This window comes from Sphingosinicella xenopeptidilytica (assembly GCF_042676985.1).
Taxonomy (GTDB): domain Bacteria; phylum Pseudomonadota; class Alphaproteobacteria; order Sphingomonadales; family Sphingomonadaceae; genus Sphingosinicella; species Sphingosinicella xenopeptidilytica.
Window position 1 is genome coordinate 49554 of record NZ_JBHTIK010000010.1, and the last position, 26153, is coordinate 75706.

At 65.0% G+C, this 26153-nt stretch carries 36 protein-coding genes and 1 pseudogene; 35 read left to right on the plus strand and 2 right to left on the minus strand.

Annotated elements, in window-relative coordinates; genetic code table 11:
- Positions 1-71: 71 nt before the first annotated feature.
- The 34 genes from ACFQ00_RS14200 to ACFQ00_RS14365 all read left to right on the plus strand — a co-directional run bounded on the left by ACFQ00_RS14200 (position 72) and on the right by ACFQ00_RS14365 (position 24322).
- Positions 72-2246, plus strand: a complete 2175-nt coding sequence (locus ACFQ00_RS14200; protein ID WP_381492142.1) for a copper-transporting P-type ATPase — start codon at positions 72-74, stop codon at positions 2244-2246.
- Positions 2243-2638: a Cu(I)-responsive transcriptional regulator gene (gene cueR, locus ACFQ00_RS14205; protein ID WP_381492145.1), complete on the plus strand. Its 396-nt coding sequence runs from the start codon at positions 2243-2245 to the stop codon at positions 2636-2638. The genes ACFQ00_RS14200 and cueR overlap by 4 nt, the downstream gene beginning before the upstream one ends.
- A gap of 52 nt (positions 2639-2690) precedes the next feature.
- Positions 2691-2999, plus strand: a complete 309-nt coding sequence (locus tag ACFQ00_RS14210) for an energy transducer TonB (protein ID WP_381492147.1) — start codon at positions 2691-2693, stop codon at positions 2997-2999.
- Between the two features lie 81 nt (positions 3000-3080).
- Positions 3081-5753: a preprotein translocase subunit SecA gene (gene secA / locus ACFQ00_RS14215; protein WP_381492150.1), complete on the plus strand. Its 2673-nt coding sequence runs from the start codon at positions 3081-3083 to the stop codon at positions 5751-5753.
- A 24-nt stretch (positions 5754-5777) separates the two neighbouring features.
- Complete coding sequence (locus ACFQ00_RS14220) at positions 5778-7040, plus strand: Xaa-Pro dipeptidase (protein ID WP_381492153.1); 1263 nt, start codon at positions 5778-5780, stop codon at positions 7038-7040.
- Positions 7041-7335: 295 nt separating this feature from the next.
- Positions 7336-7707 carry a 30S ribosomal protein S12 gene (gene rpsL, locus ACFQ00_RS14225; RefSeq protein WP_121047240.1) on the plus strand — a complete coding sequence of 124 codons (372 nt, stop codon included), beginning with the start codon at positions 7336-7338 and terminating at the stop codon, positions 7705-7707.
- A 12-nt stretch (positions 7708-7719) separates the two neighbouring features.
- Positions 7720-8190: a 30S ribosomal protein S7 gene (rpsG, locus tag ACFQ00_RS14230; protein WP_381492158.1), complete on the plus strand. Its 471-nt coding sequence runs from the start codon at positions 7720-7722 to the stop codon at positions 8188-8190.
- Positions 8191-8209: 19 nt separating this feature from the next.
- On the plus strand, positions 8210-10285 hold the full coding sequence (gene fusA, locus ACFQ00_RS14235; protein ID WP_374596976.1) for an elongation factor G: 2076 nt from the start codon (positions 8210-8212) through the stop codon (positions 10283-10285).
- Between the two features lie 66 nt (positions 10286-10351).
- Positions 10352-11542 (plus strand): elongation factor Tu, encoded by a 1191-nt coding sequence (tuf, locus tag ACFQ00_RS14240; protein WP_374596978.1) that lies wholly within the window; start codon positions 10352-10354, stop codon positions 11540-11542.
- Positions 11543-11655: 113 nt separating this feature from the next.
- A complete protein-coding gene (gene rpsJ / locus ACFQ00_RS14245; protein ID WP_121047244.1) occupies positions 11656-11970 on the plus strand; it encodes a 30S ribosomal protein S10 in 315 nt (104 codons plus the stop codon).
- A 62-nt stretch (positions 11971-12032) separates the two neighbouring features.
- The gene (gene rplC / locus ACFQ00_RS14250; protein WP_381492163.1) at positions 12033-12797 is read left to right on the plus strand and encodes a 50S ribosomal protein L3; all 765 of its coding nucleotides are present in this window, start codon (positions 12033-12035) and stop codon (positions 12795-12797) included.
- A 2-nt stretch (positions 12798-12799) separates the two neighbouring features.
- On the plus strand, positions 12800-13420 hold the full coding sequence (rplD, locus tag ACFQ00_RS14255) for a 50S ribosomal protein L4 (RefSeq protein ID WP_374596983.1): 621 nt from the start codon (positions 12800-12802) through the stop codon (positions 13418-13420).
- Positions 13413-13730 (plus strand): 50S ribosomal protein L23, encoded by a 318-nt coding sequence (locus ACFQ00_RS14260; protein ID WP_293780884.1) that lies wholly within the window; start codon positions 13413-13415, stop codon positions 13728-13730. The genes rplD and ACFQ00_RS14260 overlap by 8 nt, the downstream gene beginning before the upstream one ends.
- A gap of 3 nt (positions 13731-13733) precedes the next feature.
- On the plus strand, positions 13734-14573 hold the full coding sequence (gene rplB / locus ACFQ00_RS14265; protein ID WP_381492169.1) for a 50S ribosomal protein L2: 840 nt from the start codon (positions 13734-13736) through the stop codon (positions 14571-14573).
- A 3-nt stretch (positions 14574-14576) separates the two neighbouring features.
- Positions 14577-14852: a 30S ribosomal protein S19 gene (rpsS, locus tag ACFQ00_RS14270; protein ID WP_293780878.1), complete on the plus strand. Its 276-nt coding sequence runs from the start codon at positions 14577-14579 to the stop codon at positions 14850-14852.
- 3 nt (positions 14853-14855) lie between these two features.
- A complete protein-coding gene (rplV, locus tag ACFQ00_RS14275) occupies positions 14856-15242 on the plus strand; it encodes a 50S ribosomal protein L22 (RefSeq protein ID WP_293780875.1) in 387 nt (128 codons plus the stop codon).
- A gap of 2 nt (positions 15243-15244) precedes the next feature.
- Positions 15245-15940 carry a 30S ribosomal protein S3 gene (rpsC, locus tag ACFQ00_RS14280; RefSeq protein ID WP_121047251.1) on the plus strand — a complete coding sequence of 232 codons (696 nt, stop codon included), beginning with the start codon at positions 15245-15247 and terminating at the stop codon, positions 15938-15940.
- Positions 15941-16003: 63 nt separating this feature from the next.
- Positions 16004-16423 (plus strand): 50S ribosomal protein L16, encoded by a 420-nt coding sequence (rplP, locus tag ACFQ00_RS14285; RefSeq protein WP_121047252.1) that lies wholly within the window; start codon positions 16004-16006, stop codon positions 16421-16423.
- Positions 16424-16438: 15 nt separating this feature from the next.
- The gene (gene rpmC / locus ACFQ00_RS14290; protein WP_374596989.1) at positions 16439-16648 is read left to right on the plus strand and encodes a 50S ribosomal protein L29; all 210 of its coding nucleotides are present in this window, start codon (positions 16439-16441) and stop codon (positions 16646-16648) included.
- An 11-nt stretch (positions 16649-16659) separates the two neighbouring features.
- Positions 16660-16896 carry a 30S ribosomal protein S17 gene (gene rpsQ, locus ACFQ00_RS14295; RefSeq protein ID WP_121047254.1) on the plus strand — a complete coding sequence of 79 codons (237 nt, stop codon included), beginning with the start codon at positions 16660-16662 and terminating at the stop codon, positions 16894-16896.
- A 1-nt stretch (position 16897) separates the two neighbouring features.
- Positions 16898-17266, plus strand: coding sequence for a 50S ribosomal protein L14 (gene rplN, locus ACFQ00_RS14300; RefSeq protein ID WP_374596992.1), 369 nt, complete (start codon positions 16898-16900; stop codon positions 17264-17266).
- Positions 17267-17590, plus strand: a complete 324-nt coding sequence (gene rplX / locus ACFQ00_RS14305) for a 50S ribosomal protein L24 (RefSeq protein WP_339705907.1) — start codon at positions 17267-17269, stop codon at positions 17588-17590.
- Complete coding sequence (gene rplE, locus ACFQ00_RS14310; protein ID WP_374596994.1) at positions 17583-18167, plus strand: 50S ribosomal protein L5; 585 nt, start codon at positions 17583-17585, stop codon at positions 18165-18167. The genes rplX and rplE overlap by 8 nt, the downstream gene beginning before the upstream one ends.
- Before the next feature lie 31 nt (positions 18168-18198).
- On the plus strand, positions 18199-18504 hold the full coding sequence (gene rpsN / locus ACFQ00_RS14315; protein ID WP_121047258.1) for a 30S ribosomal protein S14: 306 nt from the start codon (positions 18199-18201) through the stop codon (positions 18502-18504).
- Between the two features lie 16 nt (positions 18505-18520).
- Positions 18521-18919 carry a 30S ribosomal protein S8 gene (gene rpsH, locus ACFQ00_RS14320; protein ID WP_374596997.1) on the plus strand — a complete coding sequence of 133 codons (399 nt, stop codon included), beginning with the start codon at positions 18521-18523 and terminating at the stop codon, positions 18917-18919.
- 11 nt (positions 18920-18930) lie between these two features.
- A complete protein-coding gene (rplF, locus tag ACFQ00_RS14325; RefSeq protein ID WP_381492178.1) occupies positions 18931-19464 on the plus strand; it encodes a 50S ribosomal protein L6 in 534 nt (177 codons plus the stop codon).
- A 2-nt stretch (positions 19465-19466) separates the two neighbouring features.
- Entirely contained in the window at positions 19467-19823 is a 357-nt protein-coding gene (gene rplR / locus ACFQ00_RS14330) for a 50S ribosomal protein L18 (protein WP_374597001.1), read from the plus strand.
- Position 19824: 1 nt separating this feature from the next.
- Positions 19825-20526: a 30S ribosomal protein S5 gene (rpsE, locus tag ACFQ00_RS14335; RefSeq protein WP_381492181.1), complete on the plus strand. Its 702-nt coding sequence runs from the start codon at positions 19825-19827 to the stop codon at positions 20524-20526.
- A 6-nt stretch (positions 20527-20532) separates the two neighbouring features.
- On the plus strand, positions 20533-20709 hold the full coding sequence (rpmD, locus tag ACFQ00_RS14340; protein WP_374597004.1) for a 50S ribosomal protein L30: 177 nt from the start codon (positions 20533-20535) through the stop codon (positions 20707-20709).
- A 79-nt stretch (positions 20710-20788) separates the two neighbouring features.
- Positions 20789-21268 (plus strand): 50S ribosomal protein L15, encoded by a 480-nt coding sequence (gene rplO, locus ACFQ00_RS14345; RefSeq protein WP_374597006.1) that lies wholly within the window; start codon positions 20789-20791, stop codon positions 21266-21268.
- A 108-nt stretch (positions 21269-21376) separates the two neighbouring features.
- The gene (secY, locus tag ACFQ00_RS14350) at positions 21377-22726 is read left to right on the plus strand and encodes a preprotein translocase subunit SecY (RefSeq protein WP_374597008.1); all 1350 of its coding nucleotides are present in this window, start codon (positions 21377-21379) and stop codon (positions 22724-22726) included.
- Complete coding sequence (locus ACFQ00_RS14355) at positions 22723-23370, plus strand: adenylate kinase (RefSeq protein ID WP_381492187.1); 648 nt, start codon at positions 22723-22725, stop codon at positions 23368-23370. The genes secY and ACFQ00_RS14355 overlap by 4 nt, the downstream gene beginning before the upstream one ends.
- 41 nt (positions 23371-23411) lie before the next feature.
- Positions 23412-23936, plus strand: a complete 525-nt coding sequence (locus tag ACFQ00_RS14360; protein WP_381492190.1) for an ATPase — start codon at positions 23412-23414, stop codon at positions 23934-23936.
- Positions 23937-23941: 5 nt separating this feature from the next.
- Positions 23942-24322, plus strand: coding sequence for a winged helix-turn-helix domain-containing protein (locus ACFQ00_RS14365; protein ID WP_381492192.1), 381 nt, complete (start codon positions 23942-23944; stop codon positions 24320-24322).
- Between the two features lie 3 nt (positions 24323-24325).
- Here ACFQ00_RS14365 and ACFQ00_RS14370 read toward each other — a convergent pair whose 3' ends face one another.
- Positions 24326-25315, minus strand: a complete 990-nt coding sequence (locus ACFQ00_RS14370; protein WP_381492195.1) for a cytochrome-c peroxidase — start codon at positions 25313-25315, stop codon at positions 24326-24328.
- Entirely contained in the window at positions 25312-25830 is a 519-nt protein-coding gene (locus tag ACFQ00_RS14375; protein WP_381492198.1) for a homogentisate 1,2-dioxygenase, read from the minus strand. Before ACFQ00_RS14375 ends, ACFQ00_RS14370 begins: the two co-directional genes overlap by 4 nt.
- A gap of 96 nt (positions 25831-25926) precedes the next feature.
- On the opposite strand from ACFQ00_RS14375, the pseudogene ACFQ00_RS14380 reads away from it, so the two are divergent.
- Positions 25927-26153: pseudogene (locus ACFQ00_RS14380) on the plus strand (TonB-dependent receptor); the annotation flags it as partial.

Genomic DNA, 26153 nt, shown 5'->3' on the forward strand with positions numbered 1-26153 from the left:
TGATAAGGTCAAGGGGTCTTGACCCTTACATGGTGTAAGGGTTCAATCTGTGCAGCAATAGGAGAAACACCGTGTCCGATTGCTGCAAGCACGATCACCATCACGGCCACCACGCCGCCCCGCCGGTCGATCCCGCGAACGTCGCGGCCGGCACCATGTGGACCTGCCCGATGCACCCGCAGATCCGGCAGGCGGGGCCGGGTACGTGCCCGATCTGCGGTATGGCGCTGGAGCCGGAGGCGCCGTCGCTAGACGATGCCCCGAACTCTGAGCTGGTCGATTTCACGCGACGTCTGTGGGTCGCTGCTGCGCTCGCGCTGCCGCTGTTCGTGCTGGCGATGGGCACGGACATGCTCGGCTGGCACCTGCTGCCGATGCGCACGATGAGTTTCGTCCAGCTCGCGCTCGCGACGCCGGTGGTGCTGTGGGCAGGGCTGCCGTTCTTCGAGCGGGCCATCCAGTCGCTGCGCACGCGCAATCTCAACATGTTCACGCTTATCGGGCTCGGCGTCGGCGTCGCTTATGCCTACAGCGTCGTCGCAACGCTCGCGCCCGGCCTGTTCCCCGAAAGCCTCCACACGATGCACGGGCAGGTGCCCGTGTATCTCGAAGCGGCGGCGGTGATCGTCGCGCTCGTGCTGCTCGGGCAGGTACTGGAACTGCGTGCCCGCGCCGCGACCGGCAAGGCGATCAAGGCGCTGCTCGGTCTCGCGCCGAAGCACGCGCGGCGGATCGCGGCGGACGGCAGCGAGGCGGATGTGGACATCGGCCACATCGCCGTCGGCGACCGGCTGCGCGTGCGCCCCGGCGAGAAGGTCCCGGTGGACGGCATCGTCGAGGACGGACGCTCGTCGGTCGACGAATCGATGCTTACCGGCGAACCGGTGCCCGCCGAAAAGGCGCCCGGTGACGCGGTGACGGGCGCGACGGTGAACGGCACCGGTATGCTCGTCGTCCGCGCCGCACGCGTCGGCAGCGACACGATGCTCGCGCAGATCGTGCGCATGGTGGCGGAGGCGCAGCGCTCGCGCGCGCCGATCCAGAGCCTTGCAGACACGGTTTCCGGCTGGTTCGTGCCCGCGGTGGTGCTGGTTGCGGCGCTCGCCTTTGCCGTGTGGCTGTTCGTGGGGCCGGAACCGCGCCTCGCCCATGCGCTCGTCGCTGGCGTTTCTGTCCTCATCATCGCCTGTCCATGCGCGCTCGGCCTTGCGACGCCGATGTCGATCATGGTCGGCACGGGGCGCGGCGCGGCCGGGGGCGTGCTCGTCCGCAATGCCGAGGCGTTGGAGCGCATGGAAAAGGTCGACACGCTCGTCGTCGACAAGACCGGCACGCTGACGCTCGGCAAACCGCGCCTGGTCGGCATAGAGGGCGACGACCCCGACACGATGCTGCGCCTCGCTGCTGCCGTTGAGCGCGGCAGCGAGCATCCGCTCGCCGCAGCCATCGTCGATGCGGCGGAGGAACGGGGGCTCGCGTCCGCGACCGTCAGCGATTTCGCGTCCGAAACCGGCAAGGGCGTCTCGGGCACGGTGGATGGCCGCCGAGTCCTCCTCGGCAACCGCGCGATGATGGCGGGGCTCGACACATCGGCGTTCGACGTGAAGGCGGATGCCCGGCGTGCAGCGGGCGAGGGTGTCATGTACCTCGCGATCGACGGCGCCTTCGCGGGCTTCCTTGCGGTCGCGGACCCGGTGAAAGAAAGCGCGGCGGAGGCCATCGCCGACCTCAAGCGTGAGGGGTTGCACGTCGTCATGCTCACCGGTGACAGCCGCGCCACGGCAGAAGCCGTCGCAAAGAAGATCGGCGGCATCGATGCGGTGATCGCGGAGGTGCTGCCCGCCGACAAGCAGAAGGCCGTCGAGCGCCTGCGTGCCGAAGGCCGCGTCGTCGCGATGGCCGGAGACGGCATCAACGATGCCCCCGCGCTCGCCGCCGCGAATGTCGGCATCGCGATGGGCACGGGGACGGACGTCGCCATGGAAAGCGCCGCTGTCACGCTCGTGAAGGGCGATCTTCGCGGGATTGTTCGCGCCCGCCGCCTGAGCCGCGCGGTGATGCGCAACATCCGGCAGAACCTGTTCTTCTCGTTCGTGTTCAACGCGGCGGGCGTGCCGATCGCGGCGGGCGTGCTCTATCCGGTGTTCGGGTTGCTTTTGAGCCCGATGATCGCAGGCGCGGCGATGTCCCTGAGTTCGGTCACGGTAATCGGCAATGCGCTGCGGCTGAGGGGGGCGAGACTGTGAACATCGGTGGTGCATCGAAGAAAAGCGGCGTCAGCCAGCGGATGATCCGCCACTACGAGGGCATCGGCCTCATCCCCGTGCCACCCCGGCGCGAGTCCGGCTACCGCGACTATGGCGAGGACGATGTGCATCGCCTGCGCTTCATCGCCAATGCGCGCGATCTCGGCTTCGGCATCGAGGAAATCCGCACGCTCCTTGCGCTCTGGTCCGACCGCGAGCGCAGCAGCGCCGACGTGAAGCGCCTCGCGCTTCAGCAGGCCGAGGCGCTTGGCGAGAAGATGAAGGCGATCGAGGCGATGCGCAGCACGCTCATCCACCTCGCGAAGGGCTGCCACGGCGACTCCCGTCCCGATTGCCCGATCATCGACGCGCTCGCGGCGAAGCTTAACTAAACGGCGACGTGCCGCGACGTATCGGTGATGTTTCGGACCGGAGCGACCTTCGATGCGCTATCTCATCCTGCTTGGCGTGCTCTTTCTGCCTCAAGGGGCGGTGGCGGCAGACGGTGTCGTGGAGGTCAGCCTGCAGATCAACACTTATGGCCGGGTCTCGGAATGCCGGGTGCTTCGCTCCAGCGGTTACGCGACGCTGGATGCCAGAACGTGCTCCCTGCTGCGCCGGACGAAGCGCTACGAGGTCAGGCGTTACGGGGGCAAGGCCGTTCCCCACGAGCGGGTAGAGACGTATCGTTGGCAGGTGCCGCCCGTGCGGGAAGTGGCCCCGCCACAGATTCCCGAGACCCGCATTCATTGACTATAAAGCGCACCGTTCCTATGTCGGCGGCGATGTTGGGGCCCGCCTGTGCGGCCCCGCCCTTTGCGCACAAGGTCCTCCATGCTGGGTTTTAACGCGCTCGCGAAGCGTATCTTCGGCTCCTCCAACGATCGCTACGTCCGGTCGCTCTCTCCCATCGTCCGCAAGGTCAACGATCTTGAAGCTGCCTTCGAGGCGCTCTCCGATGAGCAGCTCAAGGCGAAGACGGACGAGTTCCGCCAGCGCATCGCGGGCGGCGAGGCGCTGGATGCGCTGCTCCCCGAAGCCTTCGCCACGGTGCGCGAAGCCTCGAAGCGCGTGCTCGGAATGCGGCATTTCGACGTGCAGCTCATCGGCGGCATCGTGCTCCACCGCGGCGAGATCGCCGAGATGCGCACCGGCGAGGGCAAGACGCTGGTGGCGACGCTTGCCACGTACCTCAACGCCATCGAGGGCAAGGGCGTCCACGTCGTCACGGTGAACGACTATCTCGCCCGCCGCGACTCCGGCTGGATGGGCAAGATCCACAATTTCCTCGGGCTGTCCGTGGGCGTCATCGTCCCGAATATCGACGAGGCGACCCGCCGCGCCGCTTATGGCGCGGACATCACATACGGTACCAACAACGAGTTCGGCTTCGACTACCTGCGCGACAACATGAAATATTCGCGCGAGTCGATGGTGCAGCGGCCGTTCAACTTCGCGATCGTCGACGAGGTCGACTCGATCCTCGTGGACGAGGCGCGCACGCCGCTCATCATCTCCGGCCCCACCGAGGACAAGACCGACCTTTACGTCTCGGTCGACGCCGTGGTGAAGCAGCTTCCCAAGGAAGCCTACGAGGTCGACGAGAAGCAGAAGTCGATCACGCTCACCGAGGACGGCACAGAGGCTGCGGAGCGTGCGCTCGAAGCCGCAGGGCTGCTTGTTGGCGAGAATCTCTACGATTTCGAGAACACGCAGGTGGTTCATCACCTCAATCAGGCGCTGAAGGCCAATATCATCTTCCGCCGCGACACCGACTATATCGTGAAGGGCGACAAGATCGTCATCATCGACGAGTTCACGGGCCGCATGATGGATGGGCGCCGCTGGTCAGATGGCTTGCACCAGGCGGTCGAGGCCAAGGAGGGCGTCGAAATCCAGCCCGAGAACCAGACGCTCGCCTCGATCACCTTCCAGAACTACTTCCGCATGTACCCCAAGCTTGGCGGCATGACCGGCACGGCGGCGACCGAAGCGGCTGAATTCTATGATATCTACAAGCTGAACACGGTCGAGATCCCGACGAACGTGCCCGTGAAGCGCATCGACGTGGACGACGAGTTCTACAAGAACGCGCAGGACAAGTACGGCGCGATCGTGAAGGCGATCCGCGAGGCGAGCCTCAAGGGCCAGCCCGTGCTCGTCGGCACCGTTTCCATCGAAAAGTCGGAAATGCTCTCCGAGTACCTGACGAAGGAAGGCGTCGAGCACAATGTGCTCAATGCGCGCTTCCACGAGCAGGAGGCGCATATCGTCGCGCAGGCGGGCCGGCTCGGCGCCGTCACCATCGCCACCAACATGGCGGGCCGCGGCACCGACATCCAGCTCGGCGGCAACGTCGAGTTCCGTGTCGACGACGAGCTGAAGACCATGTCGGAGGGGCCTGACAAGGAACAGGAGGTCGAACGCATCCGCCAGGAGATCGCCGCCGAACGCGAGGCGGTGAAGGCAGCGGGCGGCCTGTTCGTGCTCGGCACCGAGCGCCACGAGAGCCGCCGCATCGACAACCAGCTGCGCGGTCGTTCGGGCCGTCAGGGCGATCCGGGCTTCTCGCGCTTCTACCTCAGCCTTGACGATGACCTGCTGCGCATCTTCGGCCAGCAATCGATGCTGAACCGCATGATGCAGTCCGGCCTCGAAGAGGGGGAGGCGATCGTCCACCCGTGGATATCGAAGGCCATTCAGACCGCGCAGAGGAAGGTCGAGGCCCGCAACTACGACGTCCGCAAGCAGCTCCTCCAGTACGACGACGTGATGAACGACCAGCGCAAGGTGGTCTACGAGCAGCGCGCCGACGTGATGGATTCCGAAACGCTCGGCGATGTCGTTTCAGACATGCGCTCCGAGACCGCCAACGACCTCGTGGCGCTGCACTGCCCGGCCGGAAGCTACCCCGAGCAGTGGAACGTCGAAGGCCTGAGGGCCGATCTTGGGCGCCTGTTCGCGCTCGACCTGCCGATCGAGGATTGGATCGGCGAGCAGGCGGTCGATCAGGAAATCTTCATCGAGCGCATCGAGGCGGCCGCGAAGGACGCGCTTGAGGCGAAGACGGCGAACATCCCTGCGGAAACGTGGACGCAGATTGAGAAGAGCTTCCTCCTCCAGGCGATCGACCATCACTGGAAAGAGCACCTCGCGACGCTCGACGCGCTGCGCGCCGTCATCCACCTGCGTGCCTATGCGCAGAAGCAGCCGATCAACGAATACAAGCAGGAAGCCTTCGCGCTCTTCGAGCGGATGCTCGTCAACATCCGCGAGGAGGTGACGCGGATGCTCAGCCACGCGCAGTTCGAAATGGCGCCGCCGCCGCTGCCGCGCACCCCGCCCGAGTTCCTGACGACGCACATCGATCCGTTCACGGGCGAAAACGATTCGCTCGCCGCCGATCCCGATCTGCTCGCGGAGACGGCGGGCGCCGTCGGCCGCAATCAGCCCTGTCCCTGCGGCTCGGGCAAGAAGTATAAGCACTGCCACGGCGCGAAGGACTGAGCCTTCGCTTCTGAGGGGGGTGAAATGCTGAAACTGGCACTTGCTGCCGCCGCGCTGCTTTCAGGCGTGGCGCAGGCGGAAACCGTCGTCGTTACCGCGGACCGCATGGTCGATGTCGTTGCCGGGAGGACGGTGGCGAACCCGGTGGTGGTGATCACCGACGGGCGGATCGTCTCGGTCTCCGGCGGCGCGGGCATCCCGGCGGATGCGAAACGCGTCGATCTGCCCGGCATGACGCTCGTGCCCGGCCTCATCGACATGCACGTCCACCTCGACGGCTCGCCCGTCTACGGCGGCTACAACAGCCTCGTCTTTACCGACAGCTTCTGGACCGTGGTGGGCGCGGCGAACGCGCGCGCCATGCTGGAGGCGGGGTTCACCACCGTCCGCAACGTCGGCTCGGCGGGTTACGCGGACGTCGGCATCAAGCAGGCGATCGAGGAGGGCTTCGCGAAGGGGCCGCGAATCGTTCCCGCCGCCTATGCGCTCGGCGCCACCGGCGGCCACTGCGACGAGACCTATTTCCCGCCGTCGTTCCATCGCAAGGGTGAAGCCGTCGGCGATTCGCCCGATGAACTCCGCCTGCGCGTGCGCGAGCAGCGGAAGTATGGCGCGGAGGTCATCAAGGTGTGCGCCACGGGCGGTGTCTTCTCGCGCAACACCGAGCCCGGCCAGCAGCAGCTCTCGGAGACCGAACTGCGCGCCATCGCCGACGAGGCGCACATGTGGGGCCTGAAGGTCGCCGCGCACGCGCACGGCACCTCCGGCATCAAGGCGGCGATTCGTGCCGGCATCGACACGATCGAGCACGCGAGCCTCATCGACGCCGAGGGCATCCGCCTCGCCAAGGAGCGGGGCGCGGCGCTGGCGATGGATATCTACAACACCGAGTATACGCAGGCTGAGGGCCGCAAGAACGGCGTGCTGGAGGACAATCTGCGGAAAGACCGCGAGATCGCCCAGATCCAGCGGGATGGCTTCCGTGCCGCGCACAAGGCGGGCGTGAAGATGGTGTTCGCTTCCGACGCGGGCGTGATGCCCCATGCGGAGGTCGGCAAGCAGTTCCGCGTGATGGTGGAGTACGGCATGACGCCCATGGACGCGATCCGCGCGGCGACGCGCAGCGCGGCCGAGGCGCTGGGCCGCGAATCGGACGTCGGGGCGATCGCGGCGGGCCGCTACGGAGACCTCATCGCGGTCGCCGGGGACCCGACGGCGGACGTGACGCTGCTCGCGAATGTTCCTTTCGTGATGAAGGGCGGCGACATCGTGAAAGATGCGCGCTGAGCGCATCGCCGAAGACCCGCGGAGAACCGTCACAAAAGCCGTTGACCTTGGGGGGAGGCGCGCATATAAGCCGCGCCCGTACTCGCGGGCTGGTGGTAGGCGTTCGTCCTAGACGCTGTCCTGGAACGGGTTTTTAGAGCTGATAGGCCGCAAGGCCGCGAAATAAGGGTCCGGGTGGGGCCGTTAAGGTGCCCGCCGGGACCGTTTGCATTTGTCCGCGAATCGATCGCGGATGCTTTGCGCGCGGCCGGCCCTGAGGCTCGCATGGATTTGGAAACAAGAGGCTGAAGCGTTAATGCCGACGATCAACCAGCTGGTCCGCAAGGGTCGGAATCCGCAGAAGGCGCGCAACAAGGTGCCGGCGCTCGAAGCGAATCCGCAGAAGCGCGGCGTGTGCACGCGCGTCTACACGACGACCCCGAAGAAGCCGAACTCGGCGCTCCGCAAGGTGGCCAAGATTCGCCTGACCAACGGTTTCGAGGTGATCGGCTACATCCCGGGTGAAGGCCACAACCTTCAGGAACACTCGGTGGTGCTCATTCGCGGCGGCCGCGTGAAGGATTTGCCGGGCGTGCGTTACCACGTGCTGCGCGGTGTTCTTGACACCCAGGGCGTCAAGGATCGCAAGCAGAGCCGTTCGAAGTACGGCGCCAAGCGGCCTAAGTAAGGAACTAGAGAAATGGCTCGTCGTCGCCGTCCGGAGAAGCGCGAAATTCTCCCCGATCCCCGCTTCGGGGATGTCACGCTCACGAAGTTCATGAACCTCGTGATGTATCAGGGCAAGAAGTCGGTCGCTGAAACGATCGTCTACAGCGCCCTCGACAACATCGAAGCGAAGATGAAGAAGGACCCGGTCGGGATCTTCCACGACGCGCTCAACAACGTGAAGCCGGGCATCGAAGTCCGCAGCCGCCGTGTCGGCGGCGCGACCTACCAGGTGCCCGTCGAGGTGCGTCCGGACCGTTCGCAGGCGCTGGCGATTCGCTGGCTGATCTCGGCGGCACGCAACCGCAGCGAGAACACCATGTCGGCCCGCCTTTCGGGCGAGCTGATGGACGCCTCGCAGAACCGCGGTACCGCCGTGAAGAAGCGCGAAGACACGCACCGTATGGCCGAGGCGAACCGCGCCTTCGCGCACTACCGCTGGTAAAGATTAAGGACTGATCGCAATGGCCCGCAGCCATCCGCTCGATAAATATCGCAACATCGGCATCATGGCGCACATTGATGCCGGCAAGACGACGACGACCGAGCGAATCCTCTATTACACCGGCAAGTCCTACAAGATCGGCGAAGTGCACGAAGGCACGGCGACGATGGACTGGATGGAGCAGGAGCAAGAGCGCGGCATCACGATCACGTCTGCCGCGACGACCTGTTTCTGGAACGATCACCGCATCAACATCATCGACACGCCCGGCCACGTCGACTTCACCATCGAAGTCGAGCGCAGCCTTCGCGTGCTCGACGGTGCCGTTGCGTGCTTCGACGGCGTTGCCGGCGTGGAGCCGCAGTCGGAGACGGTGTGGCGTCAGGCCGACAAGTATCGCGTTCCGCGCATGTGCTTCGTTAACAAGCTCGATCGCACCGGCGCCAACTTCGAACGCTGCGTCCAGATGATCAAGGACCGCCTCGGTGCGCGTCCGCTGGTGCTTTACCTCCCGATCGGCATCGAGAGCTCGTTCAAGGGTCTCGTCGACCTCGTCGAGGACCGCGCGATCATCTGGCTCGAGGAATCGCTGGGCGCGAAGTTCGAATATCAGGACATTCCGGCCGAGCTCAAGGACGCTGCAGAGCTTGCCCGCCAGGAACTCATCGAGATGGCCGTCGAGCAGGACGATGCCGTCATGGAAGCCTACCTCGAAGGCAACGTTCCTGATCCCGCGACGCTGAAGGCGCTGATCCGCAAGGGTACGCTGAACTTCGCGTTCGTGCCGGTGCTGTGCGGCTCGGCGTTCAAGAACAAGGGCGTGCAGCCGCTGCTCGACGCCGTCGTCGACTATCTGCCGAGCCCGCTCGACGTGCCGGCCGTGCAGGGCGTCAAGCTCGACGGCGAGACGGTCGATACCCGCAAGGCCGACGACAGCGAGCCGTTCTCGGCGCTGGCGTTCAAGATCATGACCGACCCGTTCGTCGGCACGCTCACCTTCGCGCGCATCTACTCGGGCAAGCTCGAGGGCTCCTCCACCGTGCTCAACTCGGTGAAGGACAAGAAGGAAAAGATCGGCCGTATGCTCCTGATGCATGCGAACGAGCGTGAAGACATCAAGGAAGCCTACGCGGGCGACATCGTCGCGCTCGTCGGTCTCAAGGAAGTCACCACGGGCGAAACGCTCTGCGCGCCGAACGCGCCGATCATCCTGGAGCGCATGGAGTTCCCGGATCCGGTCATCGAGGTCGCGGTCGAACCGAAGACCAAGGCCGACCAGGAGAAGATGGGCATCGCGCTCAATCGTCTGGCGCAGGAAGACCCGAGCTTCCGCGTGTCGTCGGACATGGAAAGCGGCCAGACCATCATCAAGGGCATGGGCGAACTTCACCTCGAAATCCTCGTCGATCGCATGAAGCGTGAGTTCAAGGTCGAGGCGAACGTTGGCGCGCCGCAGGTGGCGTACCGCGAATCGCTCGCGCGCAAGGTCGATATCGACTACACGCACAAGAAGCAGTCAGGCGGTTCGGGTCAGTTCGGCCGCGTGAAGATGACGGTCGAGCCGGGCGAACGCGGCCAGGGCGTGCTTTTCGTCGACGAGGTCAAGGGCGGCAACGTTCCGCGCGAATACATCCCTTCGGTCGAGAAGGGCATTCGCGAGGTTGCGGCTTCGGGTTCGCTGATCGGCTTCCCGATCATCGACTTCACCGCGACGCTGACGGACGGCGCCTACCACGACGTCGACTCGTCGGCGATGGCGTTCGAAATCACCGGTCGTGGTGCGATGCGCGAAGCGGCCCAGAAGGCCGGCATCAAGCTGCTCGAGCCGGTGATGAAGGTCGAGGTGGTGACGCCCGAGGAGTTCATGGGCGACGTTATCGGCGATCTCAATTCGCGGCGCGGCCAGATCCAGGGTACTGACAGCCGCGGCAACGCGCAGGTGGTCGAGGCGATCGTGCCGCTGGCGAACATGTTCGGGTACGTCAACCAGCTCCGTTCTTTCTCGCAGGGCCGGGCGCAGTACACGATGCAGTTCAGTCATTACGAGGAAGTTCCGGCGAACGTCGCCGAGGAAGTCAAGGCGAAGCTCGCCTGAGAATTTGGTTGGCAATTTGAATTGGCCGCGAGGCCAGAGACAGCAGAAGACAAGAGGGTTAGAGACATGGCGAAAGCGAAGTTTGAGCGCAACAAGCCGCACTGCAACATCGGCACCATCGGTCACGTCGACCATGGCAAGACGACGCTGACGGCGGCGATCACGAAGGTTCTGTCGGAGTTCGGCGGCGCCACGTTTACGGACTACGCCAACATCGACAAGGCACCGGAAGAGCGTGAGCGCGGCATCACGATCTCGACGGCGCACGTCGAGTACGAGACCGAAAACCGCCACTACGCCCACGTCGATTGCCCGGGCCACGCCGACTATGTGAAGAACATGATCACCGGCGCCGCGCAGATGGACGGCGCGATCCTCGTCGTGAACGCCGCTGACGGCCCGATGCCGCAGACCCGCGAGCACATCCTGCTCGCGCGTCAGGTCGGCGTGCCGGCGCTCGTCGTCTACATGAACAAAGTCGATCAGGTCGACGATCCCGAGCTTCTCGAACTCGTCGAGCTCGAAGTCCGCGAGCTTCTCTCGAAGTACGACTTCCCGGGCGACGACATTCCGATCATCAAGGGTTCGGCTCTCGCCGCCCTCGAAGGTCGCGATGACGCCATCGGCAAGAACTCGATCCTCGAGCTGATGAAGGCCGTTGACGAATTCATCCCGCAGCCGGCGCGTCCGCTCGACAAGGCGTTCCTGATGCCGATCGAAGACGTGTTCTCGATCTCGGGCCGCGGCACCGTCGTCACGGGCCGTGTCGAAACGGGCATCGTCAAGGTTGGTGAGGAAGTCGAGATCGTCGGCATCCGTCCGACGACGAAGACGACCGTTACGGGCGTCGAAATGTTCCGCAAGCTGCTCGATCAGGGCCAGGCCGGCGACAACATCGGCGCGCTGCTCCGCGGCACGAAGCGTGAAGACGTGGAACGCGGCCAGGTTCTCTGCAAGCCGGGCACGATCACCCCGCACACGGATTTCAAGGCGAACGTCTACGTTCTGTCGAAGGATGAAGGCGGTCGTCACACGCCGTTCTTCGCGAACTACCGCCCGCAGTTCTACTTCCGCACGACCGACGTGACGGGTGAAGTTGTTCTCCCCGAGGGCACCGAGATGGTGATGCCGGGCGACAACATCGAACTCGGTGTGAAGCTGATTGCGCCGATCGCCATGGACCAGGGTCTCCGCTTCGCCATTCGCGAAGGCGGCCGCACCGTGGGTTCGGGCGTCGTGGCGGAAATCACGAAGTAAGCGAAAGCATATCGCCGGTCCGGCACGAAAACGTGCCGGACCGGTTTGCTTTTGCCGGTTGATTGTCAGGGCCGAAATTGGTCGGCCAAATAAAGGTTTGAACGGGTACCCGCATGGAAACGCAGAATATTCGCATCCGCCTCAAGGCCTTCGATCACCGCGTGCTCGATCAGGCGACGGGCGAAATCGCCGACACGGCGAAGCGGACGGGCGCGATGGTGCGCGGACCCATCCCGATGCCGACGCGCATCGAGAAGTTCACCGTGAACCGCTCGCCGCACGTCGACAAGAAGTCGCGCGAGCAGTTCGAGGTTCGCACCTACAAGCGCCTGCTGGACATTGTTCAGCCGACGCCGCAGACGGTGGACGCGCTGATGAAGCTCGACCTCGCCGCGGGTGTGGATGTCGAGATCAAGTTGCAGGCCTAGCCTGACGTTTTAACTCAAGCCCGCTCCGCGGAGTGGGCCTCTGAAGAGGAAGGAACCAGATCATGCGCACTGGCGTGATCGCAAAGAAGGTGGGAATGACCCGGCTGTTCAAGGATGACGGCCGGCACGTTCCCGTGACGGTCCTCAGCCTTGAAGGCTGCCAGGTCGTTGCGCAGCGTACCGAGGACCGCGACGGCTATGTCGCGCTCCAGCTCGGTGCCGGCACCGCGAAGGCCAAGAATGTCGCCAAGCCGCAGCGCGGCCACTTCGGCAAGGCCGAGGTTGAGCCGAAGGCGCAGGTTGTCGAATTCCGCGTTACGGAAGATGCGCTCGTCGATGTGGGTGCCGAACTTTCGGCCGACCATTTCGTCGCGGGTCAGTACGTCGACATCACCGGTTCCACGCAGGGCAAGGGCTTCGCCGGCGCCATCAAGCGTTGGGGCTTCGGCGGTCTGCGCGCCACGCACGGCGTTTCCGTGTCGCACCGTTCACACGGTTCGACGGGTAACCGCCAGGATCCCGGCAAGGTCTTCAAGAACAAGAAGATGGCCGGCCACATGGGCGCCCGCAACCGCACGCAGCAGAACCTGGAGATTGTCGGCACCGACGTTGCGCGCGGTCTGATCTTCGTCAAGGGTTCGGTCCCCGGCCACAAGGGCGGCTGGCTCGAAGTTCGCGACGCCGTGAAAGTGGCGCGTCCTGGCGAGGCGCCGTATCCGGCCGGCATTCGCAGCGCGAACAACAACGAAGCGGCCCCCGCCGAGGCACCGGCTGAAACGCCGGCTGCCGAGACGGTTGAAACCGCCACCGACGGCCAGGAGGGCTGAACATGAAGATCAAGGTACAGACCCTCGACGCAAAAGCCGCCGGCGACGTTGAACTGAACGACGAGATTTTCGGTCTCGAACTTCGCACCGACATCCTGCACCGCGTCGTCAACTGGCAGCTGGCCAACCGTCGCGGCTATGCCCGCGCGGCGCGCGAGCGTTCGGATGTCGCACGCACCGGCAAGAAGTTCGGTCGCCAGAAGGGCGGCGGCACGGCCCGTCACGGCAACCGCCGCGCGCCGATCTTCATCGGCGGCGGCAAGGCCCACGGCCCCCGCGCCCGCTCGTTCGAGCAGAGCCTGAACAAGAAGATCCGCGTCCTCGGCCTCAAGACCGCGCTGTCGGCGAAGGCGAAGGAAGGCAAGCTCATCGTCCTCAAGGACCTCGAGCTCAAGGATGCTAAGACGAAGGCGCTGCGCGAGCAGCTCGGCAAGCTCGGCATCACCAGCGGCCTCTTCATCGACGGCGACACGCCCGCGAACTTCCGTCTGGCCTGCGCGAACCTCTACAAGGTTGACGTGCTGCCGGTCATCGGCGCGAACGTGTACGACATCCTCAATCACGACACGCTCGTCCTCACGACGTCGGCGGTCGAAAAGCTGGAGGCGCGCTTCAATGGCTAAAGCTGCGAAGAAGGCCGAGATCGCGCTGGAGCACTACGACGTGATCCTGTCGCCGGTCATCACCGAGAAGTCGACGCAGGTGTCGGAATACAACCAGGTTGTGTTCCACGTCGCGAAGACCGCGACCAAGCCCGCCATCAAGGCGGCGGTCGAAGCGCTGTTCGATGTCAAGGTGAAGGGCGTGAACACGCTCATCGCCAAGGGCAAGACGAAGCGCTGGAAGGGTCAGCGCTACATCCGCTCCGACGCGAAGAAAGCCGTCGTGACGCTCGCCGAAGGCGAGTCGATCGACGTGACCACGGGAATCTAAGCCATGGCGCTCAAATCCTATAACCCCACCAGCGCAGCGCGCCGCGGCCTCGTCCTCGTCGACAAGTCGCAGCTCTTCAAGGGCAAGCCCGTCAAGGCGCTGACCGAGGGTCTCCACAAGTCCGGCGGCCGCAACAACCAGGGCCACGCCACCGCGCGCGGCATTGGCGGTGGTCACAAGCGTCGCTATCGCATCGTCGATTTCAAGCGTCGCAAGTGGGACGTGGCGGCCGTTGTCGAGCGGATCGAGTATGACCCGAACCGCACGGCGTTCATCGCCCTCGTGAAGTACGAGGACGGCGAGCTGAACTACATCCTCGCACCGCAGCGTCTTGCCGTCGGCGACACCGTCGTCGCAGGCAAGAAGACCGACGTGAAGCCGGGCAATGCGATGGAAATCGGTCAGATGCCGGTCGGCACGATCGTCCACAACGTCGAGATGAAGCCCCGCAAGGGCGGCCAGATCGCACGTTCGGCAGGCACCTATGTGCAGGTCGTCGGCCGCGACCGCGGCATGGCGATCGTCCGCCTCGGCTCGGGCGAGCAGCGCTACGTCCCCGCCGATTGCATGGCGACGGTCGGTGCGGTGTCGAACCCCGACAACTCGAACCAGAACCTTGCCAAGGCCGGTCGTAACCGCTGGCTCGGCAAGCGTCCGCTGACGCGCGGTGTCGCCAAGAACCCGGTCGACCACCCGCACGGCGGTGGTGAAGGCCGCACCTCGGGTGGCCGTCATCCGGTGACCCCGTGGGGCAAGCCGACGAAGGGTGCCAAGACCCGGAACAAGAAGAAGGCGTCGAGCGCGATGATCATCCGTTCGCGTCACGCGAAGAAGAAGAGGTAAGCCATGGCGCGTTCCGTCTGGAAGGGTCCGTTTGTCGACCTGCACCTTCTGAAGAAGGCCGAGACCGCCCAGGATTCCGGTGCGCGTGCGCCGATCAAGACCTGGTCGCGCCGCTCGACGATCCTGCCGCAGTTCGTTGGCCTCACCTTCAACGTCTACAATGGCAAGAAGTTCGTGCCGGTGACCGTCAACGAGGACATGGTGGGCATGAAGCTCGGCGAGTTCGCGCCGACGCGCACCTATTTCGGCCACACCGCCGACAAGAAGGCGAAGAGGTAAGCGATGAGCAAGGCTGCAAACCCCCGCCGCGTCGGCGAGCGCGAAGCGCTCGCGGTGGCGACGACCGTGCGCGGTTCGGCATACAAGCTGAACCTCGTTGCCGGTCTCATCCGCGGCAAGAAAGCCGGCGATGCGCTCAACATCCTCACCTTCTCCACGAAGGCGATGGCGGTCGACGTCCGCAAGGTTCTCGCCTCGGCGATCGCGAACGCTGAAAACAACCACAACCTCGACGTCGATGCGCTCGTGGTGAAGGAAGCCAGCGTCGGCAAGTCGATCACGATGAAGCGCTGGACGCCGCGCGCGCGCGGCCGCTCGGCGAAGATCATGAAGCCGATCAGCCGTATCCGCATCGTTGTGCGCGAAGCGGACGAAGAGGCAGGAGCGTAAACATGGGTCACAAGACTTCCCCCATCGGCCTCCGGCTGCAGATCAACCGCACCTGGGACTCGCGCTGGTTCGCGGATGGCGACGACTACGGCCGTCTGCTGCTCGAGGATCTCAAGATCCGCAACTTCGTGATGAAGACGCTGCCGCAGGCGGCGATCTCGAAGGTGGTGATCGAGCGTCCTGCGAAGCTGTGCCGCGTGTCGGTGTATGCTGCGCGTCCGGGCGTGATCATCGGCAAGAAGGGCGCGGACATCGACAAGCTCCGCCGCCAGCTCGCCGCGATGACGTCGAGCGAGGTGTCGCTGAACATCGTCGAGATCCGCAAGCCCGAGGTTGACGCGAAGCTCGTCGCGCAGTCGGTCGCTGACCAGCTCGTGCGCCGCGTCGCGTTCCGCCGCGCCATGAAGCGCGCCGTTCAGTCGGCGCTGCGTCTTGGCGCAGAGGGTATCCGGATCACGTGCTCGGGCCGTCTTGGCGGCGCCGAGATCGCGCGCACCGAATGGTACCGCGAAGGCCGCGTTCCGCTGCACACGCTGCGCGCGAACGTGGACTACGCGGAAGGCCAGGCGCACACGGCGTACGGCGTTTGCGGCGTCAAGGTTTGGATCTTCAAGGGTGAGATCCTCGACCACGACCCGCTCGCGCAGGACCGGATCATGATGGATGCACAGACGTCGGGAGTCCGGCCGGCGCGTTAAGGTCGAAAGACCATAACTGCGTCGCCTGATCGAGGACCGATTCCTGTCAGAAGGCGATAAGAGATGCTGCAACCGAAACGCACCAAGTTCCGCAAGGCCCACAAGGGCCGTATTCACGGCAACGCCAAGGGCGGTACCGAACTCAACTTCGGCGCCTATGGCCTGAAGGCGCTCGAGCCGGAGCGCGTCACTGCGCGCCAGATCGAATCCGCGCGTCGTGCCATCACGCGCCACATCAAGCGCCAGGGCCGCCTCTGGATCCGCATTTTCCCGGACGTTCCGGTGTCCCGCAAGCCTGCCGAAGTCCGCATGGGCTCGGGCAAGGGCGCGCCGGAATACTGGGTCGCCCGCGTGAAGCCGGGCCGCGTGATGTTCGAGCTCGATGGCGTCAGCTACGAGGTCGCCGCCGGCGCCTTCGAACGCGCTGCCGCTAAGCTCCCGATCAAGACGAAGCTGATCGCTCGTCTTGGCGACCAGCACTAAGGAAGGGATGCAGCCATGAAGCACGCAGACCTCAAGACCAAGACTGACGACCAGCTCTCCGCTGATCTCGCACAGCTGAAGAAGGAGCAGTTCAACCTGCGCTTCCAGGCGGCGACCGGCCAGCTGGAAAAGGCGAGCCGCGTGCGCGAGGTGCGTCGCACCATCGCGCGCATTCGGACGCTGCAGAACGAACGCGGTCGCGTCAGCGCCGCTGCCGAAGCCTGAAGGGAATAACGATGCCGAAACGCGTCCTCGTCGGGCAGGTAGTCTCCGACAAGACCGACAAGACGGTGGTTGTGAAGGTCGAACGCCGGGTTCAGCACCCGCTGTACGGCAAGATCATCCGCCGCTCGAAGAAGTATCACGCGCACGATGAAGCCAATGCCTTCAAGGCCGGCGACACCGTGCGGATCGAGGAATGTGCGCCGATCTCCAAGCTGAAGACGTGGCGCGTCACGGAAAAGGTGAGCTGACATGATCCAGATGCAGACGAACCTCGACGTCGCGGACAACAGCGGCGCGAAAAGGGTGCAGTGCATCAAGGTGCTCGGCGGTTCGAAGCGCCGTTTCGCCACCGTCGGCGACGTGATCGTCGTCTCGGTGAAGGAAGCGACGCCGCGCGGCCGCGTGAAGAAGGGTGACGTGCACCGCGCCGTCATCGTTCGCACCGCGAAGGACATCCGCCGCGCCGATGGCACCGTGATCCGCTTCGATTCGAACGCGGCCGTGCTCATCAACAAGAGCGAGGAGCCGATCGGCACCCGCATCTTCGGGCCGGTGGTGCGTGAACTGCGCGCCAAGAAGCACATGAAGATCATCAGCCTTGCGCCGGAGGTCCTCTAAATGTCCGCAGCGAAGATCAAGAAGGGTGACCGCGTCGTCGTCCTGTCCGGCAAGGACAAGGGCAAGCACGGCGATGTCACGAAGTCGCTCCCGAAGGACGGCAAGGTCGTCGTGTCGGGGATCAACATCGTGGTTCGCCACGTGAAGCCGAGCCAGGCCAATCCGCAGGGTGGGCTGGAGCGTCGCGAGGCGCCCATCCACGCGTCCAAGGTGGCGCTCGAGGATCCGAAGACCGGCAAGCCGACCCGCGTCGGTTTCCGTATCGAGAAAGACGGCAGCAAGGTGCGTGTCGCCAAGCGGTCGGGTGAGGTGATCAATGGCTAAGGCAGAACGCGTGAAGCCGCGCCTTCAGAAGGTGTATGAAGAGCAGGTGCGCGCCGCGCTCACCGAGCGCTTCGGCTACAAGAACGCGATGGAAGTCCCGGGCATCGAGAAGATCGTGCTCAACATGGGCGTGGGCGACGCGACGCAGGACAAGAAGCGCATCGATGCGGCGCTTGCCGAGATGATGCAGATCGCCGGCCAGCGTCCGGTGGTCACCAAGGCCCGCGTCTCGATCGCGCAGTTCAAGCTGCGCGAGGGTATGCCGATCGGCGTGAAGGTGACGCTGCGGTCCGACCGCATGTGGGAATTCCTCGATCGTCTGATCAACATCGCGCTGCCGCGCGTGCGCGACTTCCGGGGCGTGAATCCGAAGTCGTTCGACGGCCGTGGCAACTACGCGATGGGCGTCAAGGAACAGATCGTGTTCCCCGAGATCAACTATGACCAGGTCGAAAAAGTCCGGGGCATGGATGTGATCATCACCACCACCGCGAAGACGGACGAGGAAGGCCGCGAGCTGCTGCGTGCGCTCAACATGCCCTTCACCGACCGCGACGAAACCCAGAAGGCCGCGTAAGCGCGGTCGCTATAGGAGCTGAACTTAAGTCATGGCGAAACTGAGTTCGATCAACAAGAACGAGCGTCGGAAGAAGCTCGTGAAGCAATATGCGGGCAAATATGCCCGCCTGAAAGCGATCGCGAACGACGAGAGCAAGGATGAGACGGAGCGTCTGATGGCGCGCCTGAAGCTTGCCGAGATCCCGCGCAACGCAAACCCGACGCGCATCCGCAACCGGTGTGAACTCACCGGCCGTTCGCGTGCGTATTATCGCAAATTCCGCTTGAGCCGCATCATGCTCCGGGAACTGGCCAACAAGGGCCTGATCCCGGGTGTGACGAAGTCGAGCTGGTAAGGAAAGGATCGATCCCATGTCGATGACCGATCCGCTGGGCGATATGCTGACCCGCATCCGCAATGGTCAGCAGGCCCGCAAGGACTCTGTTCTCACCCCGGCCTCCAAGCTGCGCAGCCACGTTCTCGACGTGCTGCAGCGCGAAGGCTTTATCCGTGGCTATGCCGCCGCCGACACCGGCCAAGCGATGCGCGAGATCCGTATCGATCTCAAGTATTTCGAAGGCCAGCCGGCGATCCAGCACGTGCAGCGCGTCTCGAAGCCGGGCCGCCGCGTCTATTCGGGCGCGAAGGATCTGCCGCGCGTCCGCAATGGCCTCGGCATCACCATCGTTTCGACGCCGAAGGGCGTTCTCTCCGACGCGGAAGCGCGTGAGCAGAACGTTGGCGGCGAAGTGCTCTGCCAGGTCTTCTAGGGGTATTCACGATGTCACGCATTGGAAAAAGACCCGTGAGCGTACCTGCAGGCGTCACCGCAACGCTGGCCGATGGCCGGCTGTCGGTGAAGGGTCCGAAGGGTGAGCTCAGCATCGTCACGCACGACGACATCAGCTACGCGGTCGAGGACGGACGCATCTCCGTGGGTCCGGCGAACACGACCCGGCGTGCCCGCGATTTCTGGGGTATGCAGCGCACGCTCGTGCAGAACCTGGTGACCGGCGTCACCGAGGGCTTCACGAAGACGCTGGAGATCACCGGTGTCGGCTACCGCGCGAACGCGCAGGGCAACACGCTGAAGCTGCAGCTCGGCTACAGCCACGATGTCGACTTCGCGATCCCCGAGGGGATCACGGTGAAGACGCCCGATCAGACCACGGTCGAGATTTCGGGCATCGACCGCCAGAAGGTCGGCCAGGTGGCTGCAGAGATCCGTCGCTGGCGGAAGCCGGAGCCCTACAAGGGCAAGGGCATCAAGTACCGCGGCGAGTTCATCTTCCGCAAAGAAGGCAAGAAGAAGTAGCGATGGGCAAGAAACTCACACCATTCGAACAGCGCCGCCGCCGCGTGCGGACGGGGCTTCGGCTGAAGGCCGGCACGCGGCCCCGCCTGTCGGTGCACCGCTCGTCGCAGCACATCTACGCGCAGATCATCGACGACGCCGCGGGCAAGACGATCGCTTCGGCTTCCACGCTCGACAAGGACGTGAAGGGCCAGGCCGGCGCGACCGTGTCGGCAGCGACCGATGTCGGCAAGCGTCTCGCCGAACGTGCGAAGGCAGCGGGCATAACGCAGGTTGTTTTCGATCGTGGCGGCTTCCTGTTCCACGGCCGGGTGAAGGCGCTCGCCGAGGCGGCGCGCGAAGGCGGATTGGAGTTCTAGTATGGCTGACGAAACCCAGATCGACGCCCCAGAGGCGGAAGCCGTCGAAGCCGAAGGCCGTGGTCGTCGCGGTCGCGGCGGACAGGGCCGTGAAGGCGGTGGACGTGGGCGTCGCGACGATCGCGGCGGCCGAGGCAATCGTCGCGAGCCGCGTCAGGAGCCGGGCGAGGAGCTGATCGAAAAGCTCGTCCACATCAACCGCGTCTCGAAGACGGTGAAGGGCGGCAAGCGCTTCGGCTTCGCAGCGCTCGTCGTCGTTGGCGACGGCAAAGGCCGCGTCGGCTTTGGCCACGGCAAGGCTCGCGAAGTGCCGGAAGCGATCTCGAAGGGCACTGCCGCCGCCAAGAAGGCGATGGTCCGCGTGCCGCTGCGCGATGGCCGCACGCTGCACCACGACGGCTTCGGCCACTTCGGCGCGGGCAAGGTCTACGTGCGCTCCGCGCCGCAGGGCACCGGCATCATCGCCGGCGGTCCGATGCGCGCCGTGTTCGAAAGCCTTGGCGTTGCCGACGTCGTCACGAAGTCGGTCGGCACCAACAACCCCTACAACATGATCCGCGCGACCTTCGAGGCGCTGAAGGAACAGGCTTCTCCCAAGGCCGTTGCCCAGCGCCGCGGCAAGAAGATCGCCGACCTCATCGGCCGTCGGGGCGATGTGTCCGGCGCTGCCGTGCAGGTCGAAGCCGACGCGGTCACGGAGTAAGTCATCATGGCGAAGATCAAGCTCAAGCAGGTGGGTTCGCCCATCCGCCGCACCAAGGACCAGCGCGCAACGCTCGTCGGGCTCGGCCTCAATAAGCTCCACCGCACGTCGGAGCTGGAGGATACCCCCGAGGTTCGCGGGATGCTCCGCAAGGTCCAGCACATGGTGCAGGTCATCAACTAGAACAGATTCGATCGCCCTCTTTCTTCGCGAAAGGGGGCTTTCGAATTTGGCGCGACAATAGCGAAAGCGAGTGCACACAATGAAAATCAGCGATCTCAAGGACAATAAGGGCGCCCGCAAGAGCCGTACGCGCGTTGCGCGCGGCATCGGTTCGGGTCTCGGCAAGACCGCAGGCCGCGGCCAGAAGGGCCAGACCAGCCGTTCGGGCGTTGCCATCAACGGCTTCGAGGGCGGTCAGATGCCGCTCCACATGCGTCTGCCGAAGCGCGGGTTCAACAACCCGTTCGCCAAGGACTATGCCATCGTCAATGTCGGCACGATCCAGCGCGCGATCGACGAGAAGACGCTCGATGCGAAGGCCGCCATCGGCGCTGCCGAACTGCTCGCGGCGAACCTCATCCGCAAGTCGAAGCACGGCGTCAGCCTGCTTGGCAAGGGTGAGCTGAAGGCGAAGCTCGACATCACCGTCGCGCGGGCCTCCAAGGGCGCGCTCGCGGCGGTCGAGAAGGCCGGCGGCAAAGTCACGACGACGGTTGCCGCTGAGTCCGCCGAGGGCTGACACGGATTTTTCGGGGCGTGGGCATGGCGCAAAGCCGTCCCGCGCCCTATCTAGTTCCGGTCGCCGGCCATATCGGGGGCAGGGCAGAGCTTTTTCCGGGGTAATGTGATGGCGTCAGCAGCCGAACAACTTGCAGCCAATCTCAATTGGGGCTCGTTCTCCAAGGCGACCGACCTCAAGAAGCGGCTGTGGTTCACGCTCGGCGCGCTCATCGTCTTCCGCTTGTGCTCGTTCGTGCCGCTGCCCGGCATCGATCCGGTTCAGCTTGAACTCCTGTTCGATCAGACGCGCGGCGGCGTGCTCGATTTCGTCAACATGTTCTCGGGCGGCGCGCTCGAGCGCATGTCGATCGTCGCGCTCAACATCATGCCGTACATCACGGCCTCGATCATCGTGCAGCTCATGACCTCGCTGTCGCCTTCGATGGCGCAGCTGAAGAAAGAGGGCGAGAGCGGCCGCAAGAAGATCAACCAGTATACGCGCTACGGCACCGTGGCGCTCACGCTGTTCCAGGGCTACGGTATCGCGGTCGGCCTCGAAGGCTGGGGTGCGGGTCAGGGCGCGTCCGCCGTCCTCGATCCGGGCTGGTTCTTCCGCATCACCACGATGATCACGCTGCTTGGCGGCACCATGTTCCTGATGTGGCTCGGCGAGCAGATCACCGCGCGCGGCATCGGCAACGGCATTTCGCTCATCATCATGGCGGGCATCGTCGCGACGCTTCCGGGCGCGCTCGCCGGTCTCTTCGAGCAGGGCCGCACGGGCGCGATGTCGGGCATCGTCATCCTCGCGATCATCCTCGCGGTTATTCTCGTCATCGCCTTCATCTGCTTCATGGAGCGCGCGCAGCGACGCATCCTCGTGCAATATCCAAAGCGCCAGGTGGGCAACCGCATGTCGCAGGGTGAAAGCTCGCACCTGCCGCTGAAGCTCAACACCGCGGGCGTCATTCCGCCGATCTTCGCCTCGTCGCTGCTGCTGATGCCGCTCACGGTGGCGCAGTTCGCGGGGCAGAATTCGCAGAACGAATGGATGATCGCGGTCACCACGGCGCTGCAGCACGGCTCGCCGCTCTACATGTCGCTCTATGCGTTCGGCATCATCTTCTTCTGCTTCTTCTACACGGCGGTGGTCTTCAATCCCGAGGAGACGGCGGACAATCTGAAGCGGCAGGGTGGCTTCATCCCCGGCATTCGTCCGGGCGAGAAGACGACGCAGTATCTGGATTATGTGCTCACGCGCATCACGGTGGTCGGCGCGGCGTATCTCACGCTCATCTGCCTCATCCCCGAATTCCTGATCTCGTCGTTCGCGCTGCCGTTCTACTTTGGTGGCACTTCACTTCTGATCGTCGTCAACGTAACGATGGATACGGTCGCGCAGATTCAATCGCATCTGCTTGCGCACCAGTATGAGGGGCTCATCAAGAAGGCGAAGCTGAGGGGGAATCGGCGTTGAACATCATACTGCTCGGCCCGCCGGGGGCGGGTAAGGGCACGCAGGCCAGCAAGCTCGTCGAAGAGCGCGGCATGGTGCAGCTATCGACCGGCGACATGCTTCGCGCGGCGGTGAAGGCGGGAACGCCCGTCGGTCTCAAGGCGAAGGCCGTGATGGACGCGGGCCAGCTCGTCTCCGACGAGATCGTCTCCGACCTCATCGGCGACAAGCTCGACGAGATGGGCCCGGACAAGGGCGCGATCTTCGATGGCTATCCGCGCACTGCGGCGCAGGCGGAATCGCTCGATGCGATCCTCAGCGCGCGTGGCCGCAGCCTCGATCACGTCATCGAGCTCGATGTCGATGAAGACGCGCTCGTCGAGCGCATCACCGGCCGCTTCACCTGCGCGAAGTGCGGCGAGGGCTATCACGACACGTTCAAGCAGCCGAAGGCCGAGGGCGTCTGCGACGTCTGCGGCGGCACCGAATTCAAGCGCCGCCCCGACGACAACGCCGAGACGGTCCGCACGCGCATGGCCGAATATCGCGCCAAGACCGCGCCGATCCTGCCGATCTACGAAGCACGCGGCCTCGTGAAGCGCGTCGACGGCATGGCGGACATGGACGACGTCGCCGCCAGCATCGCGGCGATTCTGGACGCCTGACGCGCTTCCGGGCACACTCCTCTGAACGAGGGGAGGGACTCATGCGCTTCATTCTGCTCGCGCTGATGCTTGCGGCCACGCCTGCTGTTGCGGACGTGCCTGCTGCGGACGTGAAGGTCAGCGAAACCGGTTTTGTCGTCGAGAACAGGGCGGTCGCGTCCACCGCGCCCGATGCGGTGTGGGCGGCCCTCGTCGCGCCCGCGCGCTACTGGAATCCGGATCACAGCTATTCCGGCAAGGCGGAGAACTTCACGCTCGATGCCAAGGCGGGCGGCTGCTTCTGCGAGGCGCTCACCAGCGGCGGCTCGGTCGAACACATGCGCGTCGTGTTCGCCATGCCCGGCAGCACGCTGCGCCTCGTCGGCGGTCTCGGGCCCCTGCAATCGGAAGGCGTCGCCGCCACGCTCACATGGGCGTTGAAGGCGACCCCGGGCGGCACCGAGATCACGCAGACCTATGTCGTCGGCGGGCACATGCGCTTCGATGTTCCGGCGACCGCGCCTCTCGTGGGCCAGGTGCTGAACGAACAGCTCACGCGCCTCGCCGCGCTGTTTCCCCGGCACTGAACCGCGTGGCGATCATCGGCCCCCTCAAACTCAAGGCGCAGATCTTCTGCGGCGGCGAGCCCGCGATCGGTCCCGGCAAGGCCGATCTCCTCGAAGCCGTCGACCGCGAGGGCTCGATCTCGGCGGCAGGCCGCGCGATGGGCATGAGCTACCGCCGCACATGGCTTCTCGTCGACAGCCTCAACCGGTGCTGGAAGGAGCGCGTCGTGGAAACGACGGCGGGCGGCGGCGCAGACAAGGGAACGCGGCTCACGCCCTTCGGCCGCACGGTGCTCGAAACCTACCGCGCCTTCGAGGCGAGGCTCGCCGAGGCGACGGGGGATGCGTCCTACCGGAAACTCACCAGCCTGCTGCGCGACACGCCCCTGCCGCCGCACGAGCCCTGATCGCTACAGTCGCTTGCCGCAGGCGCTTTCGGGAAGTGCGAATTGCGGATCGGTCACGAAGCCCTGATCGGTCAGCGCGTTCAGAAAAGCGGCGATATCGTGCATGTGTGCAGCCGTGATCGACGGGTTGTGCGCGGCGACCGCATCTTCAAGCGTCGCGGCGCGGCCATCGTGCAGATAGGGCGCGGTCAGCGCGACATTGCGCAGGCCGGGCGTGCGAAAACGCCCATCGTCTTCCGCGCTGCCCGTCGTCTCGCCGAGGCCGCGATCGTCGTGGACGGGCAGCAGCCTGTGGTAACCGCCATCGGTGAAATTCGGTCCCGCGTGGCAGTTGGCGCAGTCTTGCGTTTGGAACAGGTGTTCGCCGCGCGCGGCGGCTTCGGGTAGCGGTGCTTTGCCCCGGCGCGCGCGGTCCCACGGCGTGTCGAACGCGATCAGCGTGCGCTGGAACGCGCCGAGCGCCTTTGCGACGGCAGCGGTCGTGATTTCGCCGCGCATTTCCGGGAATGCCTTGCGGAACATCCTCACATAGCAGGCGTCGCGCGCCAGCCGCCTCACCAGTTCGGCGTCTTTGCCCTTCATGCCCATCTCGACCGGGTGCTCGCCGAACAGGGGTACTGTGACCTGCGCCTCCAGCGTGGTGAGACCGGGATCGGCGAAGGTGAGCGCTGGCAGCCAGCCGACGTTCGCGAGCCCCGGCACATTGCGGCGCCCGGCATCGTCCAGCGCGCCGGGGCGTGTCCGGTTGTCGTCCGCGAAGCCGTGTTTTTGCGCATGGCAGGTGCCGCACGACATGGTGCCGTTGATCGACAGGTCCGCTTCGTAGAAGAGTCGCCTGCCGAGTGCGACCTTGGCGGCCGACATGGGATTGTTGGCAGGCACGGGCGGCGGCGCGACGCCGCGTGGCAAGGACGGCCAACGCCAGTGCGGCGCAGCCCCGGTCAGTGCGGCGCAGACGGCGAGAAATGCGAGTGCGCGCAGCAATGCGCTCAAGGGAGCCGCGCCACCATCACCTGCACCGCGCTCTCGCCGTTCGCCGCGATCTGCAGCGTGTAGCTGCCCGCCTTCAGCGGGAAATCGACCATCTTGCGGATCCCCGAGCAGGCGGGGCCGTGGCCGTGCGCTGTCGAGACGACCGCCGCCTTTTCATTCAGAACGTCGATCCACGCGGCGCTGCCCAGCGCGACGCGGTAAGTGCCGTCCGTGTCGGCGCGAAAGCCGAACATGCCGCCGTAGCTCACCGAGCCGCCGGGCTTTTCGGGTCGGGCGAGATAGCGCACCTCGCTGGTCGGTTTCAGTGCCGCTTCGATCCGGTGGCCGGTCGGGAGAGCCGCGGCTTTCAGCGTCTTCGCATCGCCCGCGGCCTCCACCGTGCCATGGGCGCTGCCCCAGCCTGCGAGCTCGGCGGGGAGCGTGGGTGAGTCTGCGCAGGCCTCCGCGTGCTGGGCCTGTGCGGCACCGGGCAGGCTCAGCATCGCGGCGATCAGAAGCAGGCGGGGAGATGACATTTGGGCTTTCCTTCCCGATGAACAGCTATATACGGCCAAATACATTATATCGGCGAGGATAGCGCCGAACCCATCTCACAAGAAAGGGGAAACTCCATGCGTTTTTCGGTCATCCTTGCTGCGTCTACCGCGCCTCTCGCCTTTGCGTCGCTCCCCGCGGCAGCGGCAGATGTGGAACCGGACAGCGCCTTCACGCTCGGCCAGATCATCGTCACCGCGCCTGAGCAGGAAGGCATCGCCATCGCGTCTTCCACGCTGTCGTCGGAGGCGATCTACACGTTCAACCGCAACACGCTCGACGAGGCGGTCAGCCTGATGCCCGG